Origin of the sequence: Rhodopseudomonas sp. (assembly GCF_036404135.1) — a bacterium.
Lineage (GTDB): Bacteria > Pseudomonadota > Alphaproteobacteria > Rhizobiales > Xanthobacteraceae > Rhodopseudomonas_A.
In genome coordinates this window covers 13,483-31,837 of the sequence record NZ_DASWPE010000128.1, presented here as the reverse complement: position 1 = coordinate 31,837, position 18,355 = coordinate 13,483, and the positions used below count along the sequence as shown (strand labels likewise).

Below are 18,355 nucleotides of genomic sequence, written 5' to 3'. Positions count from 1 at the left end.
CGGAATGACGTGGGACTTGTGAAGCGCACCCCGATCAGTTGTTCGGCATCGGGAAATCGGCGTTGTTGTTCTGCTTGCCGGTGCCGAATTCGAAGATCTTGCGCAGCACGCCGGGCGCCATCGCCGAGATCGGGTTGATCCGCCACACCGGCTGCCCCGGCGAGCCGACGATCTCGTAGGTGATGCCGATCAGTCCCTCGTTGCCGCCGCCGAGGAACAGGCCGACGATCGGGATCTGGCCGAACATGTTGTTCAGCCCGTACATCGGCACGAAGGTGCCGCTCATCCGTACCTGGTTGGCCGGATAGTCGATGCTGCCTTCGATGGTGGCGCCGACCATCGGCCCCTTGACCACGCCCTCGCGGATGGTGAGCTGGCCGTTCTGCCGGGTGAACTCCGCGCGCATCCGCGAAAACACCACATTGGACGGCGCGCCGTTGGTGCCGCTGGCGGCGACGCGGTCCAGCGCAGTTTCGCCCTTGATGGTGAAGTCCCGGACGTTGATCAGCCCTTCCCGCTCGCGCGGTTCGGCGGTCGGCGGATCCATCGCCAGCGACAATTGCCCGCCGAACATCTTGGCGTAGGTGTCGGTGAAGCGGAAGAACGCCCCGGCGTCGTTGGTTTCCAGATAGAGCACTTCGCGGCCCTGGCCGCGGCCGCGCAGATCGCCGGTCAATGCGGTGTCGCGGCCGAGCTTGCCGCTCAGCGAAAACGTCCGGATGGTGCCGTTGCGGCGCGACAATTTGGCGTCGACGCTGCGCACCGCTTCGCCGAAATAGCCGGCGACCGCGCCGAGCTTGACGTCGATGTCGTAGTCGATCGCCTTGGTCTTGCTCTTGGCGTCGCTGTCCTTGCCGGACATCGCGGATTTGATGAAGCCGCGGCCGTCGAACACGTCGCCGCGCATCGTCACCTTCATCACCCCGTCGGGGCCGCGCTCGGCCTTCAACGAGGCCTTGTCGCCATCGGACGGCGCATAGCTCGGAAAATTGGCGTTCAACAGATCGCTGTTCTGATCGATCTCGATCGATCCCTTGATGCTGGAGCCGCTGCCTTCGATGACGATGTCTTCCAGCCGCGTCGACTGCGGTTTCTGCACCAGATTGAACACCGCGCGGCCGGCCTTGCCCGGCAGCTTGACCCAGCCCGGCAAAAGGTTGTCGAGCTTCATCGCGGTGAGATCGGCGTCGATGCCGAGACGGTTCTCCTTGTCCGGACCGCCGATCTTGCCGCTCAGCTTGATCGGCATTGCCCCGGTCACCGCGGCGCCGAGGTCGAAGCCGAGCTTGGCGCGGCTGGCGTCGTCCAGCGTCGCCTGCAGCTTGATGTCGGCGTCGCCGTCGACCGGCTTGCGATAGTCGAGCGCCGCCGCCTGGCCGTTGATCTTGACGTCGCCCTTGACCTGATAGCCTTGATTGTTGGCGAGCACCTTCAACGCGGTGGCCTCCAGCTTCTGGTTCATCACCAGCTTGTCGGCGGAGAAATTGCTGACGTCGGCGCTGATGTTGTAGCTGGTGTCGGCCTTGGTCAGTTCGCGCTTGATCGGCATGCCGAGCGCGACCTGGGCCGTCACTTTTCCGCTGCTGGAATTCGGATCGAGCGGCACCGCGCTGAATTCGCTCAGCCGATCCGATGCCAGAATTTCCGCGACCGCGGCCACCGGGCCGTCGATCTTGAATTTCACCCGCGCCGGCGCCGGCTTCGGCGCCAGATCCGGCACCTCGAACACGATGTCGGAGAGGTTGAACCGGCGCGCCTGCGCGGTGTCGGCGACCGCCTGACCGATCGTCACCGTGGCGGTGCGGCCGGTGACGCGGGCCTTGAGATCGCCGTCGCGGATCGAGGGCATGTCGTCGACCGGATGAATCATCGCGCCGGTGGCGACGATGTTGACGGCGAGCCCGTCGTCGGGAATCGGCGGGCCGCGGCGCGACAGGTTTCGCAGCGGCGAGTTGACGCCGATGTCGATGCGCTGGATCGAGCCCTTGTCGATGCGGTCGATCACCCATTCGCGCAGTTCTGGGACGATCAGGATCGGCCACATCCGCTTCAGCGCCGACAGCGACATCGGGGTGCCGGCGAACCCCAGTTTCAGGCGCGGCTCGCTGGAATAGTCGATGCTGCCGGTGCCGGCGAGGCCGATCTCGCCGTTGCTGATGTCAGCCTGGGTGAGAATGATCCGGCGGTTATCAGTATCGAAGCGCAGCCCGATGGCGATGCGGTTGAAGATCAGCGGCGTCTCGTTCTCGCCCCCTGGCAGCACGATGGTGCCGCCGCTGAAGCCGAGCCGCCAATCCGGAATGTTGTCGTTCGGCGGCTCGAGATGCGCCAGCAGCGTGACCCGGTTGGCGCCGGAAATCACCTTGAACGGCGCCACCAGAACCCGCCGTCCGGAATCCCATTCCAGATTGATCTCGCCCTGGTCGATCGCCATCGGATAGTCCGGGGTGTCGCTGTCGGTGATATGGCCGGAGCCGGCGGTGATCTTGCCGCGGAAATAGGTCGGCAGGCCGTCGCGGCCAAGCTCGCCCTTGAGTTCGCCGCTGAGCGGCAGATCGGCGCTGTAGGTCACGTCCTTCAGCCGCAGCGCCAGCAGGATATTCTTGGTCGACACATTGGCGGCGCGGATCTCGACCGAGCGCACCCCGTTCGCGGGCGGCCCGACCGCCACCCGCAGCGACCAGGCGCGCGCATTGTCCTCGCCGGCGACCGCCTCTTCGCCGACGCTCATGGCGACGCCGCCGTTGCTGGGACGGCGCAGGCTGAGCGTGATGTTCTCGAAGTTCCAGCGATTGCCGCGCTGCTGATCGTCGACCACCAGGTTGCCGTTCTTCAGGCCGATCTCGTTGAGATTCTGACCGTCGAGCCCGGTCAGGCTCAGGCTGTCGAGCCAGTCGAGCCCGGCGAGCAGGCCGGAAAACGCCTCCTGGCTGTCGGCGGGCGTGGCGGGCGGCGCGGCCGCTGGCGACCCCGCGGCCGGTGCGGATGGCGCGGCAGCCGGAGCTGGCCCGCCGATCCGCCGCGGCGACGCCACCCCGGTCGCCAGCGGACGGTTGGTCTCGCCGGTCGATACCGTGACCTGGCCGTCCGGGGTGATGCGCACCGCGAGTTCGGCATCGACCAGATTGAGGCTCTCGGCGCGCAGCCGGCCGGCCAGCAGCGCGGAGCCCGACAGCCGCACCTCGGCCTTCGGCGCGGTCGCGACGATGACGTGGTCGCGGTCGCGGACCACGATGTTGCGCAGCCGCACCGCGACGCGAATCCGGCCGGCCCGCTCGATCTGCGTGCCGCCGACCTCGACGGTGTTGCCGTTGCCGATATTGTCCTCGATCGCCGCGGCCAGCCACGGCGTCGCCATGTCGAGATTGATCGGCCCGGCGCCGAGCCGCAGCCACAGCCCGCCGAAGCAGGCGGTGAAAATAACCCCGAGCACCAGCAGCGTGACCAGGAGACGCGTCACCCAGCGTTCGCCGGCGACCCAATGCGCGGCCGACCTCAGGCTGTCGCCGGCATGGTGAAACCGCAGCCGCGATCCCGACAGCAAGGTGCGCGCCCGCTGCCAGCCGGCCTCGTCATGGTCATGATGCCAATAGTCATCATCACAATGCGGCAGCGGGTGAGCAGCGCGCGACTCCGGAGCTTGGGTCGAATGATTGTTGGCCATTGCCTCTCGGTGGGAGCGCGGATTGAAGGCCTGTTCGCCGCCGGGCGGTCGCTCGCCGCTGAGCAGGCTGCGCTCCTGTGGCGGCATTGCTGCCAATCCTTGTTGAAAACCAAATTCCTCATCGGTCCCTGCGGACCATTCAACGCGCGGGGATGGCTGGCGTCTCGAATCCCTTGTAACCATACCCCGAGGTCGGCGGACTTGCCCAGCAGCGGCAGCCTCGCCACGACATCCGCAATCTCCCGATTATTGACCTGCCGAAAGCGACGAAAGGAAGGCGCATGTCCAAGCAAACGCGTAACAATTCCTCCACACCGGCCACCGTGAAGAAGACCGCGATCGGAAAATCCCGAGCGGCAAAGTCGCCGGCCAAAAAGCCGGCGGCGAAGCCAGCCGCGATCACGCCCGCCAAGACCACAACCGCGACGCCGGCCGGCGGCAGCAGCCGAAAGCCCGCGGCCGAATCATCCCGCCGCGCGCCATCAGCGACCATAAAGCCGCCGCGCGCCAAGGCCGCTGCGACCAAAGCGCCCGCCAGGGCGGTTGCCAAGCCGACTACCAAGCCAATGACCAAGCCGGCAGCGGCCGCCGAGTCTCCGGCGCCGCGTGGCAAGAGCATTCTCGCGGAAGGCGACCAAGCGCCGGGCTTCGAGCTGCGGCGCGACGGCGGCGGCACCGTGTCGCTGCAGAGCCTTGCCGGACGCAAGCTGGTGATCTTCTTCTATCCCCGCGCCAGCACTCCGGGCTGCACCAAGGAGGCGATCGACTTCACCCGGCTGGCGCAGGACTTCGCCGCCGCCGGAATCGGCGTGCTCGGCCTCTCCGCCGACAGCCAGAAGGCCCAGGACTCGTTCCGCGACAAGTACCAGCTGACCACGCCGCTACTCTCCGACGAGACCCATCAGGTCCTTGAGGCGTATGGCGTCTGGGGCGAAAAATCGATGTACGGCAAGGTCTTTTACGGCATTGTTCGGACCACGGTGCTGATCGGCGCGGACGGCCGGGTGGCGAAGATCTGGCGCAATGTGAAGGTCGACGGCCATGCCGACGAGGTGCTGGCAGTGGCGATCGCATTGGAATGACGGCATTCTCCAAATATTAACCATGACGGGGTCAAATCCGCCCGCGAGTTGAGCCGACGGAAGCTGTTTTCTGACCGGCGCGGGAGCCCCCATGTCCTACCGTTCCGGTCCCTATTCCGAAGCCCTGCAGCATCACGCACACGATCACGGCCGAGCCCAACCGCGACGCCCCGCCCCCGCCCAGCAGCAACCGCATCCGCAACCGACGAAGAACGGTTACGCGCTGGTGCATGCCGGCCGGCAGGTCCGGTTCGGGCCGGTGGTGTTCTGGATCGTGGTCGGCAGCGTGGTGGCGCTTGGTGCCTGGACCGCCGCGACCGCGACCTACTTCGCGTTCCGCGACGACGTGCTGACCCGGCTGATCGCCCGCCAGGCCGAGATGCAATACGCCTATGAGGACCGCATCGCCGAACTGCGCGCCAAGGTCGATCGCACCACCAGCCGGCAGATGCTCGACCAGGAACAGTTCGACCAGAAGCTCGACCAGGTGATGCGCCGCCAGAGCCTGCTGGAATCCCGCGCCAGCGCGCTGAGTGGACTACCCGACGTCGCGGTGACCGGCTCGATCAAGCCGCAGCGCGGCGCCTCGGCCAGCGACGTCGGCGGCTCCGCGATTCCGAAGCCCTCGCCGATCAGCGACACCGTGACCTTCGTGGCACCGCCGGACCGGGAGGCGCGGCTGGAATCCCGCAGCCCGCAGATCGCGGCCCCGGTGGTTAATCAATTCGCCAAGAACCAGGGCGTCGACAGCGTGATCGGCAAGCTGCAGCGCTCGCTCGACCAGGTCGAGTCCAAGCAGATCGCGGTGCTCGGCTTCGTCGAGGAGAATTACGACTCCCGCGCCCGCCGGATGCGCGGCGTGCTGAGCGATCTCGGGCTCGACGTGGCGCAGATGGAGGCCGCGGCGCCGCGCGGCGGCATGGGCGGCCCCTACGTGCCGGTGAAAGCGCCCGGGGCGGACTCTGGCGCGTTCGAACGCCAACTCTATCGCATCAACATCAGTCGCGCCCAGGTCGAGCGGCTGAACCGCACGCTGTCGCTGGTGCCATATCGCAAGCCGGTGGTCGGCGAAGTGGAATTCACCTCGGGCTTCGGGGTGCGCACCGATCCGTTCCTCGGCCGGCCGGCAATGCACACCGGATTGGACTTTCGTGCCGCGATGGGCGATCCGGTGCGCGCCACCGCCAACGGCAAAGTGACATCGGCGGGTTGGGCCGGCGGCTACGGCCGCATGATCGAGGTCGACCACGGCAATGGCCTGGCCACCCGCTACGGCCATCTGTCGGAGATCAGCGTCAAGGTCGGCGACCCGATCAAGATCGGGCAAGTGATCGGCGAAGTCGGCTCCACCGGCCGTTCCACCGGACCACATCTGCATTACGAGACCAGGATCGACGGCGAAGCGGTCGATCCGCAGAAGTTTTTGCGCGCCGGGGTGCGGCTGGCCGGCGCGGGTTAAGGAATAGGGTTGACTAAGCGCCTGCTTCGCAAAACACTTTGCTCAGGCTCACCGAATTCGAAACGCCCATGTCAGCCCTCGATATATTACCCGATTTTTCTCGCGCTAGTTCATTTGATGAGATGCGCGACAGTTACTATCGCGCCGCCAAGACGCTTATTACTGAATACCAAATTCTATTTAATGAAAGGAGATGGCCCATTGAGGCCATTGAACTCTATGTGTATCATCCAATACATTGGCGTGATTGCACTACCCACGGGGTTCGATACTGGGCAGATGAGCAGTTAGATCGGGGAACTTGGTATGTTCACCGGAAGGGTACTCCTTCCCCAGATCGATGTGGCATCGATATAACAGCAGGATCCAAAGAAGCGGGGATCTTTTGTGGCCTCCTTATCGCCGGTATCGGAGATACAAAAGGATCATCAAGCGCTCTCAAGAGAATGATCCGATCAGATTCCAACAATTTCGACGATTCACGATGGTCTGATGAGGAACGTAAGCTCCTAGACGAAGTAAATGCCAAATCTATTGACAAAGGCAAGCTTCGACTCGAGCGGTACCCCTCTTCGAGAAGCACTCCGCTCTATCTCTGTGAGAGGCGTCTTAGCGCGCCCCACATCCCAGCCCCATTCAAAAATGAACCTCTGAGGATTGCTGCACAGCGGTGGCGGTGCAGTCAGGATGCAATCGTATTCAGCTGAGAACCGGAAGAGCCGGAAGTTTGCTCAGCGCCTAACAGGCCGCGACACTACCTCGATGATCCGGCCCTCGTCGTCGTCGGGCGCGTAGGCTTTGGCCTTGCCGTAAGCTTCCACGGTGGCGCGCGCGACCGGCACATCCGGCAACAGGGTTTCTGCGAGCTGCACGGCATAGGCGGCGTCCTTGTGCCGAAGCGCCGCCGTAAACGTCGCGCCGGAAAAATCCCGCGCCACCATGCGCCGCGAATGTCGGATCACCTGCGGACTGGCCGCGACACCCTGCTGGATCGATTCCAGCACCAGCTTCATGTCGAGCCCGGCCTGGTCGGCGATGGCGAGGCCTTCGGCGAGCCCGGCGATCTGGATCGCGCCCATCAGATTGTTGATCAGCTTGTAGACCGTGCCGGCGCCGATCGGTCCGAAATGCCGGATGGTGTCGCCGAGCGGCGCGAGGAACGGCCGGGAGCGTTCGAGATCGGCGGGCTCGGCGCCGACCAGAAGAGTGAGTTTTCCGCTGGCCGCGGTATCCGGCAGCCCGGTGACCGGGCAATCGATTGCGACCAGGCCACGCTGACGCAGCGCCTGCGCAAGATCGAGCGCGTGCTGATAGGAGACGGTGGAACACTCTATCGCAATCGCGCCCGGCGTGGCCGTGGTTGCGGCGCCATCTGCGCCGAGCCACACCGCGGTGGAGGCGGCGTCATCGGCCACCATGGTCACGATGGCGTCGGCACCTTGGGCGGCATCCGCCGGCGACGCGGCAAAGCGCGCGCCGCGCGCGATCAGATCTTCGGCCTTGGCCTTGCTGCGATTCCACAGCGCGACGCTGAAGCCGGCGTCGAGGTAGCGGCCCGCCATGCCCTGCCCCATCCGTCCGAGACCGATGAAGGCGACGTGCGACACGGCGGCCTGTGCCATTAATCCACATCCTCGATCGAGGGCGGCGGCGTGCCGAAGGCGCGTTGCGCCAGCGTTGCGCCCATGAACTCGTCGAGGTCGCCGTCGAGCACGCCGGCGGTGTCCGAAGTCTGCACCCCGGTGCGCAGGTCCTTAACCATCTGATAGGGCTGCAGCACGTAGGAGCGGATCTGGTGGCCCCAGCCGATGTCGGTCTTGGCGGCCTGATCGGCGGCGGCCTGCTCCTCGCGCTTCTTCAGCTCGATTTCATAGAGCCTGGCGCGCAACATGTCCCAGGCCTGCGCCTTGTTCTTGTGCTGCGAGCGGCCGGCCTGACACACCACCGCGACGCCGGTCGGAACGTGGGTCAGCCGCACCGCGGATTCGGTCTTGTTGACGTGCTGGCCGCCGGCGCCGCCCGAGCGCATGGTGTCGACGCGGACGTCGCTTTCGGCGATGTCGATCTTGATCGAGTTGTCGACCACCGGGAAGATCTGCACGGATGAGAACGAGGTGTGGCGCCGGGCGTTGGAATCGAACGGCGAAATTCGAACGAGGCGATGCACCCCGGCCTCGGTCTTCAGCCAGCCATAGGCGTTGTGGCCGGAGATCTGGATGGTGGCGGATTTGATGCCGGCCTCTTCGCCCTGGGTCTCTTCCAGATATTCGATCTTGAAGCCGTGCTTCTCCGCCCAGCGGGTGTACATCCGCAGCAGCATCGAGGCCCAGTCCTGGCTCTCGGTGCCGCCGGCGCCGGCGTGCACTTCGAGATAGGAATCGAAACGGTCGGCTTCGCCGGACAACAACGCTTCCAGCTCGCGGCGCGCGACCTCTTTTTTCAGCGCCTTCAGCGCGGCTTCGGCCTCGGCGACCACGCCCTCGTCGTTCTCGGCTTCGCCGAGCTCGATCAGATCGACGTTGTCGCTGAGCTCGCGCTCGACCTTGCCGATGCCGGACAGCGAATCCTCCAGCGAGGTCCGCTCCTGCATCAGTTTCTGGGCTTTCTGGGGATCGTTCCAGAGATTGGGATCTTCGGCGAGCTTGTTCAGCTCTGCGAGGCGGGCCGTGGATGCATCGACGTCAAAGATGCCTCCTCAGCAGCCCGACTGACTGCTTGATCTCTTCAACGAGTCGTTCGATTTCAGCGCGCATGGCAGCCCTGATGTGCGGCGTGGCCGCGGTTGGAATGGCGACAGCGGTGTAGCGGCGACTGCGGCAAAGCGCAATCGCCCGAACCATCAATAGTGGCTGGCTAATACAGCCCGCCGGTGCCGGGGCGCAGGATCGAGCGGTCGGCGTCGGGCGACACCGTCAGCGAGCGGCCTTCGGCGTCGGCGACGCCGATCACCGAATAATTGTCCGGCGGCGCGGTGCCGGGCTTGAACGCCTCGAGGATGGTACGGCCGCCGTCGCCGGGGCCGGCGCGCATCCCGCTCTTGGCGTCGACCCGGATCAGCTTGATACCTGCCGGCACGCGGAACGGCACCGCCGGCTTGTCGGCGAGCGCGAGCTTCATGAAGTCGCGCGCGATCGGCGCCGCGGTATGGCCGCCGGAGGCGCCGCGGCCGAGATTGCGCGGCTTGTCGTAGCCGACATAAAGCCCGACCACGAGGTCCGGCGAGAAGCCGATGAACCAGGTGTCCTTTTCGTCGTTGGTGGTGCCGGTTTTGCCGGCGATCGGCTTGCCGACGTCGCGCATCACCGTGGCGGTGCCGGCCTGCACCACGCCCTCCATCATCGAGGTGATCTGATAGGCAGTCATGGCGTCGAGCACCTGCTCGCGGCGGTCGACCAATTGCGGCTCGGCCTGATTCTTCCAGCCCTCCGGCGCCTCGCAGCCGCGGCATTCGCGCGCGTCATGCTTGAAGATGGTGTGGCCGTAGCGGTCCTGGATGCGGTCGATCAGCGTCGACTTCACCCGTCGCCCGCCATTGGCGAACATCGAATAGGCCGTCACCATCCGCATCACCGTGGTCTCACCGGCGCCGAGCGCATAGGACAGATAGTTCGGCAGTTCGTCATAGACTCCGAAGCGCTTGGCATATTCACCGATCAGCGGCATGCCGACATCCTGCGCCAGCCGCACCGTCACCGTATTCAGCGAGCGTTGCAGCGCGTTGCGCAGCGTGGTCGGGCCGTAATATTTGCCGGTGGAATAGTTCTCCGGCCGCCACACCCCGGCGCCCTGCCCCTGGTCGATTTCGATCGGCGCGTCGACCACCACGGTCGACGGCGTATAGCCGTTGTCCATCGCCGCCGAATAAACCAGCGGCTTGAACGACGAGCCGGGCTGCCGATAGGCTTGCGTGGCGCGGTTGAACTGGCTCTGGTCGAACGAGAAGCCACCGACCATCGCCAGCACCCGGCCGGTCCACGGATCCATCGCCACCATGGCGCCGGACACTTCCGGCAATTGCCGCAGCCGGAACTGGCCCTCGACCAGGCTGCCGTCCTTGGCGATCAACGGGTCGGCATAGATGATGTCGCCGGGCGACAGCACCTGCGACACCGAGGTGGGCGTGCGGCCGCGCTGCGGGCCTGCGGCCGGCCGCGCCCATCTCACGCCGTCCAGCGTGATGATGCCGATCTGGCGATCCTTCAGCACCGCGCCGCCGAGTTCGCGGCCGGGCTGGAAGCCGATTCGTGCCGACTGATCCGAGGTCTCCAGCACCACCGCCATCCGCCACGGCGAGATGTCCGACAGCGATTTGACGTCGGCGAGCTTGACGCCCCAGTCGCCGGAGATGTCGAGCTTGGAGGTCGCGCCGCGCCAGCCCTGCGCCTCGTCGAAGGTGACGAGGCCGGCGCTCATGGTCTTGCGCGCGATCACCTGCAGCTTCGGATCGAGCGTGGTGCGCACCGACAGCCCGCCTTCATAGAGCTTCTTCTCGCCGTAGCGCTCGAACACGTCGCGGCGCACTTCCTCGGCGAAATATTCGCCGGCGAAGATGTGCGCGGCGTTGGTGCGGTTGGTCACCGCCATCGGGTCCTTGCGCGCCTTGTCGGCATCGGCCTGCTTGATCCAGCCGTTTTCCAGCAGCCGATCGACCACGTAATTGCGCCGCTCGATGGCGCGGTCGCGGTTGCGGATCGGATGCAGCGCCGCCGGCGCCTTCGGCAGCGCCGCCAGATAGGCGGCTTCGGCGACCGTCAGCTCGTTGACCGACTTATCGAAATACACCAGCGAGGCGGCGGCGACGCCGTAGGCGCCGAGCCCGAGATAGATTTCATTGAGATACAGTTCGAGGATCTTGTCCTTGGAATAGGCGCGCTCGATGCGCATCGCCAGCAAGGCTTCCTTGATCTTGCGGGTGAACGACACCTCGTTGGTCAGAAGGAAGTTCTTGGCGACCTGCTGGGTGATGGTGGAGGCGCCCTGCGGCCGGCGGTTGGAGCCGAAATTCTGCGCGTAGAGAATCGCCGCGCGCGCCATGCCGGAATAATCGATGCCGCCGTGCTCGTAGAAATTCTTGTCCTCGGCGGCGAGGAAGGCATTGATCACCAGCTTCGGCACCGCTTGGATCGGCAGATACAGCCTTCGCTCCTTGGAATATTCGCCGAGCAGCGCGCCGTCCGCGGCGTGCACCCTCGTCATCACCGGCGGCTCATAATCCTGGAGCTGCGAATAGTCCGGCAAGTCCTTGGAGTAATGCCAGATCAGCCCGGCGGCCGCGGCCACGCCGACCAGGAACAGGATCGTTCCGGCCGCAAACAGGAAGCCCATAAACCGAAACAGCAGCCGCATCAGACGATGTCCGTTCAATCCTGAAGGCCGCCTCGCGCGGCCAAATCCCGGGATACAAGTCCCATCGCCCGCTTCCAATCGAAGCGGCGGGGAATTTTAGACGATTTTTCAAATCGCACGCCGACTTTTTATAGGACAGGCTGTGTCTAAACTAGGGCTTGCGGGCGCTTTTTCAGTTCGGCGCGCCGACCGAGACCACCCGCTTGGCAAAGAAGGCGTCGACCGCCTGCGCCACCGAGCCGACGGTGCGGCTCCGCCAGTTCTCCGACACCAGCTGCTGCAGGTCGCTCTTGTTGGAGACATAGCCCAATTCCAGCAACACCGAGGGCACGTCCGGGGCCTTCAACACCTTGAAGCCGGCGGATTTCAGCGGATGCTTGTGCATCCTTGCCGCGCTTTTCAGCTCGCTCATCAGCAGTCGGGCGAACCTGTTCGAGAAGCTCTTGGTCTCGCGCTGCGCCAGATCGATCAGGATGTCGGCGACGTCGGTCGGCTCCTCGGTGAGGTTGAGCCCGCCGATGGCGTCGGCCTTGTTCTCCGATTCGGCCAGCCGTTCGGCCTCGGCGTCGGAGGCGCGGTCGGACAGCGTATAGATCGTGGCGCCCTGGGCGTCGCCCTCGCCGCGCGGCAGCGCGTCGGCGTGGATCGAGACGAACAGCGCCGCGGACTGCGCGCGCGCGATTCGCACCCGTTCCGCCAGCGGAATGAAGGTGTCGTCGGTGCGGGTCATCACCACGCGGTATTTGCCGGCCTTTTCGATCCGCTCGCGCAGCGCCAGCGCGAAATCCAACACCAGCGTCTTTTCCGCCTCGCCGCTGGCCGCCTGGGTGCCATTGTCGATCCCGCCATGGCCAGGGTCGAGCACCACCACCGGCCGGGCATCGAGTGGCGCCACCGCGGCCACCGCGCGGGGCGTGGTCGCTACCGAGGCGACGGCGTCAAGATCGCCGACCGCCGGCCGTAATTCGGGGCGGCTGTCGGCGTCCAGCGATTGCACGAAGGTGGTGCGATCGACCGCCGCCAGTTCGATCACCAGCCGCGGCGGCTGGCCGTTGGCGGCCTCCAGCACATAGGCGTTCTCGATCTTGGCGGGACCGTTCAGCTCCAGCACGATCCGCGAGCCGCCCGGCATCACCAGACCGTAGCGGAACGCCTTGACCAGGCCGCGCCCGGTGGTGCCGGCGCCGGCCGGCAAGCGGAAATTGACCTGGGGAATGTCGACCACCACCCGGTACGGGTCGGCAAGAGTAAAGACCCGGTGCTGCAGCTTGCCGTCGAGATCGAGCACGAAGCGGGTCTGCTTGTCGTCGCCGGCGAGCCGTGCGTCGGAGACCACCGGAAACAGTCCGGCGGCGGTCGTTCCGGGCGACTCGGCGCGGGCCGGTGCGATCAGCGTGGTGCTCGGGCACGCCATTGCTGCAGCGCACGCAACGAGCGCTCCCAACACAAATTTATGATTTGCGCGGCCCGCCAACGAATCCGGTCTCCCTGCATAGCTGTTTACCGCATTAGAACCGCACGGTTAACCGGAGCTTAAGCGGCCGGCGCCGATTCCGGTGCGGTGTTGCCGGCGCGCGACGCGTCGCTTGCCAGCGTGATCCATTCGACGTATGTAAAAAGGGCTGACGGTATAACTTACGGTTGTGTCGCGTCCAGCCTCCCGGTGCAACGCCGGATCCTCTCGGATAGTCTCAAGAGGATTCAGCGTCTTCCGCCCTCCCAAGCCAGCGCAGCGCGCGGCTGAGCAAGAGCGGCGGTTTTCTGCCGGGCGGCTTCCGATCCCAGGTCCATTCGCTCCAGGGGCGGTACCAGACACTTCATGACCGATTTTCGGCCGCAAGGCCGCGATATCCCTAGCCGGCGAGCGCTTCGGCGCCGCGCTGGTCCTTCAGCGAAACCAGGCGGCGCCCTTGCCGCCAATCTGATCAGACGGGCCGACGCTTGATGCGCCAGACTGTGTTGCCGACAAGATCCCACGCAAAGGCCGCGCTGCTGCGAAGCAATAGCTTCGCGCGCTGCAACGCCTCGGGCTCAGCGTCGGCACGGCGCCCCGGGTTGCGTTTCGGCCTTCCCCTCACCCCCGAATCAGGTGGACCATCGCGTCACCCGGCCGCGCTCTGCGCGCGTGTCGTCATGCGCGCAGGCCGCCGTCAAGAGTTCAGAAATGCCCAACAAAATGTTGATCGACGCCACCCACCCGGAAGAAACCCGGGTGGTCGTGGTTCGCGGCAATCGCGTCGAAGAATTTGATTTCGAGACTGCCCAGCGCAAACAACTGCGCGGCAACATCTACCTCGCCAAGGTCACCCGGGTGGAGCCGTCGCTGCAGGCGGCGTTCATCGAATATGGCGGCAACCGCCACGGCTTTTTGGCCTTCAGCGAAATCCACCCGGATTATTATCAGATTCCGGTCGCCGACCGGCTGGCGTTGATCGAAGCCGACGAGCGCGCCCACCGCGAAGCCGAGGAAGAGACCGAAAACCGCTCCAACCGCCGCCGCCCCCGGCATCGCAATTCGCGCCGCCGCGGCAATGGCGAGCGGGTGCAGAGCGACGTGGTCGATGGCAGCGATCAGCCGCAGCCTTATGACCAGGGCGAAGGCGAGCCGCAGCCGCTGGACCAAGTCGCAACCGGCGCCGAGCAGCCGTCGCAGGACGATCACGCCGAGCAGCCGCCGCACGAACATCACGACGCCGCCGACAGCGCGACCGGCGAGCAGCCGATCGCTGCCGAAACCACGGCGCCCGACCTTGCCGCCGAGGCGCCCGCCGCCGCGTTCGATCCCGCCACCGCGATCGCGCCGGTGGTTCCCGAAACCGACGCCGAAGACGACGGCTATGTCGAGGACGCGCCGTTTCCGATCGAGCCGCCGCAGGCGGTGCAGGTCGACGCTGACCATGACCTGATTGCTGACCTCGACGGCGCGCTGCCGGCGCAAGCCGAACAGGGTCACGACGACGCCGATGAGGATGACGAAGACGACGGCGAAGAGGCCGAGGAAGACATCGTCGAGTCGGTCGGCGGTGACGACGTGCTGGAAGAAGTGCCGGAGCGCGCCTTCCGGCCGCGCCGGCAGTACAAGATTCAAGAGGTCATCAAGCGCCGCCAGGTGATGCTGGTGCAGGTGGTCAAGGAAGAGCGCGGCAACAAGGGGGCTGCGCTGACCACCTATCTGTCGCTGGCCGGCCGCTACGCCGTGTTGATGCCGAACACCGCCCGCGGCGGCGGCATCAGCCGCAAGATCACCTCGGCGCAGGACCGCTCGCGGCTCAAGGAAGTGGTGCAGGATCTCGACGTGCCGGAAGGCATGGGGATCATCCTGCGCACCGCCGGCGCCTCGCGTACCAAGCCGGAGATCAAGCGCGACTTCGAATATCTGATCCGGATGTGGGAAACCGTCCGCGACATGACGCTAAAGTCGCAGGCGCCGACGCTGGTTTACGAGGAAGGCTCGCTGATCAAGCGCTCGCTGCGCGACCTCTACAACAAGGAGATCGACGAGATCCAGGTCGCCGGCGAAGCCGGCTATCAGGAAGCCCGCGATTTCATGCAGATGCTGATGCCGTCCAACGTCCGGGCGGTGAAACAGTATCGCGACGGCCAGCCGCTGTTCTCGCGGATGGGGGTCGAGAGCCAGCTCGACGCGATGTTCTCGCCCACCGTGCAACTGCGCTCGGGCGGCTACATCGTCATCAATCAGACCGAAGCCTTGGTGTCGATCGACGTCAACTCCGGCCGCTCGACCCGCGAGCACCACATCGAGGATACCGCGCTCAAGACCAATCTCGAGGCCGCCGAGGAAGTCGCAAGGCAGCTTCGCTTGCGAGATCTCGCCGGCCTGATCGTGATCGACTTCATCGACATGGAGGAGAAGCGCAACAACCGCGCGGTCGAACGCAAGATCAGCGATTGCCTGCGGCAGGACCGGGCCCGGATCCAGATCGGCCGGATCTCGCATTTCGGCCTGTTGGAAATGTCGCGGCAGCGCATCCGCGCCAGCGTGCTGGAGAGTTCGACCGAGCCCTGCCCGCATTGCGGCGGCTCCGGCCACATCCGCTCGGTGGCCTCGGTGGCGCTGCAATTGCTGCGCGGCCTGGAAGAAATTCTGATGAAGGGCGCGACGCATAATCTGATCGTGCGCACCCGCAACGACGTCGCGCTCTACGTGCTGAACCACAAGCGCGGCCATCTGCGCGATCTCGAGGACAGTTTCCGGGTCTCGCTGACGGTGATCGCCGATCCGACCGTGACCGGCCAGCAGTCCTTCGTGATCGATCGCGGCGAACAGGTGCATACGCTGGAAGCCGCCAAGGCGTTGCTGGCGGCGCAGGTCGCGGCGTTCCCGCCTCCGGTCGACGAGCCCTATGACGACGACGAGTCCGAATTCGAGGCCGAGATCGAAACCGATGAGACCGTCGGCCTCGCCGACGATCAGCAGGGCGCCGAGCCCGGCGAAACCGAGGCCGAAGCCGAGGTGCGCAAGCGCAAGCGGCGGCGGCGGCGGCGTGGCCGCTCCGGCGAGGCGCGCGACGGTGCGCCGCTGCGCGACGAGTCGGATCTGGCGACAGTCCCCGCCGATGCGATCGAGAAGATCGAAGGCACCGAGCTGGCCGATGGCGATGACGGCGACGATGGTGCCGAGGCCGATGGCGAGGCCCGGCTCGAGCCGGGTCCCGATGGCGAGCGGCGACCGCGGCGACGCGGTCGGCGCGGCGGTCGGCGCCGGCGCGGCGGTCCCGAGGACGGGCTGCCCGGTGACGGGCTGCCCGGTTCGATCGCCGACGATCTGGGATACCCTTCGGCGTCGGAATCGGCGCTGGCGGTCGGAGATCTCGACGGCTCAGCGCCCGAGTCGGTCGGCGATCAAGAGCCGCGTGAGGATTTCGAACGCCAGTCCGAGCCGGAACAAGCGGTCGCGGTCAGCGAAGCCCTCGCTCCCGCTGCTCCCGCTCCGGTGCAAGAGCCGCGCAGCGAGCCGGTTCAGGAAGCGCCTGCCGAGACCGAACGATCGGTGCGGCGGCGCTCCACGGTCCGCGAAAAGGTCCACTTCGGCGGCGAGACCCCGGCTGTGGTCGACCCCGTGACCACCGCTCCCGCCGAACCGCAAGCTCCAGCCGCGGCGCCCGTTGACGCCGCTCCGAACGAAGCCGCTCCGGCGGAGCAAGCAGCGCCCGCTCCGACCCCGGCGCCCGAGACTTCGGCGCAGCCGCGCCGCGCCGGCTGGTGGTCGCGCCGCTTCGGCGGCGGCGAATAACTCCAGGGCTCACGTAACACCCAAACCGCCCGGGCAACCGGGCGGTTTTTGTTTGCGCTGTCACCGCCGGCCGCGTCGCCGTCACGGCACACGAAAAAACCGCCCAGCCAAGGCCGGGCGGTTTGTTTGGAGTGATCGACGATCGCCGGCCTGCGCTGCCGCGCGCCGGACGTGCCGGATCAGGACATGCCGGATCAGCCGGTGGAGACCGCGGTTTCGATGTCCGACGGGTCGACCGTCTTGTTCAGCGCGGACGCCAACATGTCGTGATCCAGTTCGTTCTCCCACCACGACACGAACACCGTGGCGACGCCGTTGCCGGTGATGTTGGTGAGCGCGCGCACCTCGCTCATGAACTTGTCGACCGAGAACACGATCGCCATGCCGGGCACCAGCGCCGGGTTGACCACCGACAGCGTCGCCGCCAGCGTGATGAAGCCGGCGCCGGAAACGCCGCTGGCGCCCTTCGAGGTCAGCATCGCCACCAGCAGGATGGTGAGCTGTTCGGTCCAGGTCAGATCGACGCCGAGCGCCTGCGCGATGAATAGCGTCGCCAGCGTCATGTAGATGTTGGTGCCGTCGAGATTGAAGGAATAGCCGGTCGGGATCACCAGGCCGACCACCGACTTCGAACAGCCGAGCCGCTCCAGCTTCTCCATCAATTGCGGCAGCGCGCTTTCCGACGAACTGGTGCCGAGCACGATCAGCAGTTCGTCCTTGATGTAGGCCAGGAACTTGAAGATGTTGAAGCCGACGATCTTGGCGATCAGGCCGAGCACCAGCACTACGAACAGCGCCGCGGTGATGTAGAACACCGCGATCAGGCCGATCAGATTGCCGAGCGCCGCCGGGCCGAACTTGCCGATGGTGAACGCCATCGCCCCGAACGCGCCGAACGGCGCCGCCTTCATCACGATGGCGATCACGCCGAACACCGCATGCGAGGCGTCGTCGATGACGTCGCGCAGCCGATGGCCCCGCTCGCCCAGCGTCATCAGCGCGAAGCCGAACAGGATGGCGAACAGCAGCACCTGCAAAATGTCGCCCTTGGCAAAGGCGCCGACCACGCTGTCGGGAATGATGTTGAGCACGAAGTCGACCGAATGCTGCGCCTCGGCCTGCTTGACGTAGCCGGCGACCGCGGCGGCGTCGGCCTTGGCGCCGAGGCCGCGGCCGATCTGCATCACGTTGCCGACGATCAGGCCGATGACCAGCGCGAACGACGACACGATCTCGAAATACACCAGCGCCTTGACGCCGACCCGGCCGACCTTGCGGGCGTCCTGGATATGGGCGATGCCCGAAACCACGGTGCAGAAGATGATCGGCGCGATCACCATCTTGATCAGTTTGACGAAGCCGTCGCCGAGCGCCTTGACCCATTCGTTGGTGGCAATATGCGGCGACAGCCAGCCCAGCAGCACGCCGAGCCCGATCGCGACCAGCACCTGCAGATAGAGCAGCTTGTACCAGGGTTTTCTGGCTGCCGGCGGCTCTGACTTGGCCGATCGCATGGGCCGAAAACTCTCAGTCACCGCCGACATGGGCAT

The 18,355-nt window shown here is 65.9% G+C and carries 9 protein-coding genes; 3 read left to right on the top strand and 6 right to left on the bottom strand.

Annotated elements, in window-relative coordinates:
- Nucleotides 1–34: 34 nt before the first annotated feature.
- Complete coding sequence (locus VGC77_RS16000; protein ID WP_331172557.1) at nucleotides 35–3,751, bottom strand: DUF3971 domain-containing protein; 3,717 nt, start codon at nucleotides 3,749–3,751, stop codon at nucleotides 35–37.
- A gap of 194 nt (nucleotides 3,752–3,945) precedes the next feature.
- Here VGC77_RS16000 and VGC77_RS15995 point away from each other — a divergent pair, with 194 nt between their 5' ends.
- Together VGC77_RS15995 and VGC77_RS15990 are read left to right on the top strand one after the other, a co-directional pair.
- Nucleotides 3,946–4,746 (top strand): peroxiredoxin, encoded by an 801-nt coding sequence (locus VGC77_RS15995; RefSeq protein WP_331172556.1) that lies wholly within the window; start codon nucleotides 3,946–3,948, stop codon nucleotides 4,744–4,746.
- Nucleotides 4,747–4,837: 91 nt separating this feature from the next.
- Complete coding sequence (locus tag VGC77_RS15990) at nucleotides 4,838–6,205, top strand: M23 family metallopeptidase (RefSeq protein WP_331172555.1); 1,368 nt, start codon at nucleotides 4,838–4,840, stop codon at nucleotides 6,203–6,205.
- A gap of 731 nt (nucleotides 6,206–6,936) precedes the next feature.
- On the opposite strand, the gene VGC77_RS15985 is transcribed toward VGC77_RS15990, so the two are convergent.
- From VGC77_RS15985 to VGC77_RS15970, 4 genes are all read right to left on the bottom strand, one after another.
- The gene (locus VGC77_RS15985; protein WP_331172570.1) at nucleotides 6,937–7,812 is read right to left on the bottom strand and encodes an NAD(P)-dependent oxidoreductase; all 876 of its coding nucleotides are present in this window, start codon (nucleotides 7,810–7,812) and stop codon (nucleotides 6,937–6,939) included.
- 14 nt (nucleotides 7,813–7,826) lie between these two features.
- Nucleotides 7,827–8,958, bottom strand: a protein-coding gene (gene prfB / locus VGC77_RS15980) for a peptide chain release factor 2 (protein ID WP_331172554.1) whose coding sequence is annotated in 2 segments (ribosomal slippage) — nucleotides 7,827–8,888 and nucleotides 8,890–8,958 — 1,131 coding nt in all. Because the reading frame shifts where the segments join, the coding sequence is not laid out codon by codon here.
- A 100-nt stretch (nucleotides 8,959–9,058) separates the two neighbouring features.
- The gene (locus VGC77_RS15975) at nucleotides 9,059–11,551 is read right to left on the bottom strand and encodes a penicillin-binding protein 1A (protein ID WP_331172553.1); all 2,493 of its coding nucleotides are present in this window, start codon (nucleotides 11,549–11,551) and stop codon (nucleotides 9,059–9,061) included.
- A 172-nt stretch (nucleotides 11,552–11,723) separates the two neighbouring features.
- Nucleotides 11,724–13,025 (bottom strand): N-acetylmuramoyl-L-alanine amidase, encoded by a 1,302-nt coding sequence (locus VGC77_RS15970; protein ID WP_331172552.1) that lies wholly within the window; start codon nucleotides 13,023–13,025, stop codon nucleotides 11,724–11,726.
- Nucleotides 13,026–13,715: 690 nt separating this feature from the next.
- On the opposite strand from VGC77_RS15970, the gene VGC77_RS15965 reads away from it, so the two are divergent.
- The gene (locus VGC77_RS15965; protein ID WP_331172551.1) at nucleotides 13,716–16,805 is read left to right on the top strand and encodes an Rne/Rng family ribonuclease; all 3,090 of its coding nucleotides are present in this window, start codon (nucleotides 13,716–13,718) and stop codon (nucleotides 16,803–16,805) included.
- A gap of 194 nt (nucleotides 16,806–16,999) precedes the next feature.
- Here the strand turns inward: VGC77_RS15965 and dctA are convergent, their stop codons facing one another.
- Nucleotides 17,000–18,319 (bottom strand): C4-dicarboxylate transporter DctA, encoded by a 1,320-nt coding sequence (gene dctA / locus VGC77_RS15960; RefSeq protein ID WP_331172550.1) that lies wholly within the window; start codon nucleotides 18,317–18,319, stop codon nucleotides 17,000–17,002.
- Nucleotides 18,320–18,355: the final 36 nt, after the last annotated feature.

What these genes read in the sequence shown, in the direction of transcription:
- VGC77_RS16000 (WP_331172557.1), bottom strand. Translation starts at nt 3,751, where the DNA reads ATGCCGCCACAGGAGCGCAGCCTGCTCAGCGGCGAGCGACCGCCCGGC.
- VGC77_RS15995 (WP_331172556.1), top strand. Translation starts at nt 3,946, where the DNA reads ATGTCCAAGCAAACGCGTAACAATTCCTCCACACCGGCCACCGTGAAG.
- VGC77_RS15990 (WP_331172555.1), top strand. Translation starts at nt 4,838, where the DNA reads ATGTCCTACCGTTCCGGTCCCTATTCCGAAGCCCTGCAGCATCACGCA.
- VGC77_RS15975 (WP_331172553.1), bottom strand. Translation starts at nt 11,551, where the DNA reads ATGCGGCTGCTGTTTCGGTTTATGGGCTTCCTGTTTGCGGCCGGAACG.
- VGC77_RS15965 (WP_331172551.1), top strand. Translation starts at nt 13,716, where the DNA reads ATGCCCAACAAAATGTTGATCGACGCCACCCACCCGGAAGAAACCCGG.
- dctA (WP_331172550.1), bottom strand. Translation starts at nt 18,319, where the DNA reads ATGCGATCGGCCAAGTCAGAGCCGCCGGCAGCCAGAAAACCCTGGTAC.